Genomic DNA, 3,636 nt, shown 5'->3' on the forward strand with positions numbered 1-3,636 from the left:
GCTACTACATCAACTTGATGCGGGAGGTTGCCGGACTGGAGAAGCTATCGTTCCAATGAACCGTAAGGGAAAGCATAGATGGGCATTTCAAATAGCTTCCTTTTTTCGGTGTTGACAATCCTATTAGCTAGGATCAAATTCAAGTTCCAATGGGCGATAACGTGGGAATAATATACTGGTAGGCCTTCGCCCGTACAGCAGATGCTGTGCGCCGTGATTCCACAACGAAAGAAAGAGTTCTTTGAGCTGGAAGAAGTGACGATCTACACTGACCAGAAGCTTGGAGGTGAATTATGATGACTAACCGAGAATGTCTTCTTGCTATCTTGGAAGGCAGGAGCCCCGACAGGGTTCCGTGGATACCGCGGCTGGACATATGGCATAGGGCCCAAGTGCACCGGGACATCCTACCCGATCGGTTACAAGGCCTGACTCTACGGGAAGTGGAGAGAGAGCTAGGCGTGGGCACGCCTGCGCGAGCAGGGCGTGTATTTCGCGTTGAATACCAAAACATGGATGTCTTGACTTATGACGAGGGGTTCAACACCATCACCGAGTACGTCACACCCAAGGGAACCGCGCGAGCCGTGCTAAGCAGGAGCGCCTATGAGGCTAGCGCGGGGATAATCGGGCAGTTGCCTACCGAATACCCACTCAAGAGCGAAGAGGACTACGACATATGGACGTACGTGGTTGGGAACACAGTCTACATCCCCATCTACGAAGAGTACGAGGCCTACGACCGTGAAATAGGCGATGATGGGTTCCCGATGGTGAGCGCGGGCGATTGTCCCTTCCATTACTGGCTCCTTAATCTGGCAGGTTACCAGCAAGGTTACATACACCTAAAGGACTTCCGACACCGTGTCGAGGCACTTTTGCAGGTCATGACCGAGAAGGATCGGGAGATGTGGGAGGTCGTGGCCCAATCTCCAGCCAAGCTTCTCCTCCATGGCAGCCATCTGAGTAGCCAGATGACACCGCCTCGCTACTTCGATCAGTACATCACACCCTACTACCAGGAATTCACCAAACTGCTCCATGCACACAGCAAGTCCCTCGCCATGCACGCCGACAACGATACCAGCGCCATCCTCGGTAACATCCAGGAGGCTGGCTTCGACATGGTGGAGTGCTTCGTCACCAAGCCCATGGCGAAGGTCACCCTCAAAGATGCCCGGGATGCATGGGGGACGTCAGTCATAATCTGGGGCGGGATACCGGCCATAATCCTAGAGGAGAGCTACCCTGAGAAGAAGTTCGAGACCTACATGAAAGACATATTCCGCACCATCGCTCCAGGCGACGCTTTCATCCTGGGTATCGCTGATAACGCAATGGGGGGCAGCATGCTCTCCCGCATAGAGAAGGTCACCGAGATGGTGGAGAAGTACGGCGACTATCCCGTGTCTGTACTGTAGCCAGCCTCTCGTCTGAGCGGAGTTCTTCTTCCCTTCAGCTGCACATGCTGCCATAACTAGATGCAATTGTTGCGCCGACTGCGGGACCACCAAGCTTGAATGACTTCATCAGTGCTGCCTACTCGCGGAGTGGTAGCTCGGGACCAGCAGCAATGGCAGGATATCCCCATATTACCGTCCCTGCTGGGTACATGTCCGGTCAGATAACGGGCCTGGGTTTACAGGAAAGGTGATTCGAAGGTGGTTACGGCGTCTCGGAGTGAAGACGTTATTTATAGAGCGGGGAGGCCCCTGGGAGAAGGAGTATATAGAGTCATTCAATGAAAAGCTGAGAGATGAACTACTCAACTGTGAGGTATTCTATACTTTGACTGAAGCGAAGGTATTGATTGAGCAGTGGCGGACTGTTGAATTCGCGTTCGCACTCTTAAAATCCACTCTGTATCCAATTCAAAAGTGCTAAGTCTTGTCTCCTCTCTTAGCTTGTTCTGATATAATAATTGGACAGATATGTGGTATCGTTGCGCATCTAAATGTTTACAGTTACACTAAAAGCGGACATTTTAACATCAGTAGACAACAAGCCAATGTTGTCGGGAGGGAAACAATGGATATTGAGTCAGAAGGAAGAAAGATGGTTATGAAGAATAAAGTTTCAATTGTCAAGGTAGACGAATCCGGTATTGAAGCTGCGATTCGCAAGGCCATAGACCTAGCTGGTGGCTTGAAAAAGATAGTCGCTCCAAGTAGCAGGGTTCTGATTAAGCCGAACGTTGTCTCCCCCGAGCCATCCGGCACGGGTTGTATCACCGATTGCCGTGTTACAGAGGCAGTAACCAAAGTAGTACAGGAATTGGGGCCCAAGTCCGTAATCATTGGCGAGGGCGCAGGTGCTGGATATGATTTTATTGGTAGCTACAGCACGGAAGAAGCTTTCCGTGTCTCTGGTACCGCTGATGTTGCTTACAAGCTTGGTGTGGAACTGCGCAACCTTAACACCGACGAATTTGAGGAAGTGACAGTGAAGAATCCCTACGTCATGGACAAGGTGAGGATCGCTAAGACAGCGTTGGAGAGCGATGTTATCATTGACATACCGGTATTTAAGACCCACGGCCGATGCTTAATCACCCTGAGTCTGAAGAACATGAAGGGCGTTTTGCCTGGGGCTGAAAAGCGAAAGACACATAGACTTGGCCTGGATAAGGCAATAGCCGACCTGAATTCAGTGGTAAAAGTGGACTTTGTGATTGTTGACGCCCTGACGGGAATGCAGGGGCTGTGGGAGTATCCTAAGGACTCAGTTGAACTTGATCTGATATTAGCTGGGGCAGATCGGGTAGCAGTGGATACTGTCGGTACCTACCTGATGGGCTTTGACCCTGCCCGGATCATGCATCTTCAGTATTTTGCGGAGCGACAGGGGGTGAAAGCTGACTTGAGTCAGGTAGAGGTGGTTGGTGAATCCCTTGAGGAAAATAGACAGAGTTTCAGCTCTAGCTTTGAGACCTTTAAGAGTCGATTTCCCATGGTGTCTGTTTTCGAGGGAATGTCCGCTTGTACCGGTTGTTATGGCGAATTTATGGGCGCGCTGATAGCAATCAAAGGACACAGCGATGGCAATGCCTTAGATGAATTAATAGTCGTTATGGGTAACCCTGAGCCTGGCGATGTTAAATTTACTGACAGGACGCTTCTCCTTGGGAAATGCCCCAAAAAGATGGCTAATCTTGGCGGCACACATATTGAAGGTTGTCCTCCGATGTGTGATGACATTATTCGGGCGATCTGCGGAATGTCTGGCATAGATGCTGATATTGTGATAGAGTTGCGAGACCAGGCTCGTCAGCAAATGTGGGAAGAGACGAAGCACCTTCTAGAGCAATAGGCGTGGCACTATATTCATACCCAGCCCTGCAATCTGGCTCTTTGTGACATGAAATTATAGATTACTCTGTCCCTAATGCCAATGACCGAAAATTCGGGTTACAAGAGCTTGTTTTGTCCAGTTTCAAATCTAGCTCTTCTTGAGCAGGATAATTTTTGGTCCAAATAAAATGATATAGCTATGTTCGTTCAATGGTATCTATACATAACAATTTTGCAGACTGTCGCTCGTTGCACGATCTAGCGAATTGTGACCTGAGTAGTTAATAAAGCTTCCTTTTTACTCCGTAGTGACCTGCCCCTCTTGCTCTCAGACCCGATTGACACG

The 3,636-nt window shown here is 49.8% G+C and carries 2 protein-coding genes and 1 pseudogene; all 3 read left to right on the top strand.

Annotation, left to right across the window (positions count from 1 at the left end; genetic code table 11):
* The first annotated feature begins 293 nt into the window (after window positions 1-293).
* Complete coding sequence (locus E3J62_04610; protein ID TET46306.1) at window positions 294-1,421, top strand: hypothetical protein; 1,128 nt, start codon at window positions 294-296, stop codon at window positions 1,419-1,421.
* 190 nt (window positions 1,422-1,611) lie between these two features.
* A pseudogene (locus tag E3J62_04615) lies at window positions 1,612-1,884 on the top strand (hypothetical protein).
* 144 nt (window positions 1,885-2,028) lie between these two features.
* The gene (locus tag E3J62_04620; GenBank protein ID TET46307.1) at window positions 2,029-3,309 is read left to right on the top strand and encodes a DUF362 domain-containing protein; all 1,281 of its coding nucleotides are present in this window, start codon (window positions 2,029-2,031) and stop codon (window positions 3,307-3,309) included.
* Window positions 3,310-3,636: the final 327 nt, after the last annotated feature.

Source organism: candidate division TA06 bacterium, from assembly GCA_004376575.1.
Taxonomy (GTDB): Bacteria; Hydrothermota; DG-26; order E44-bin18; family E44-bin18; genus E44-bin18.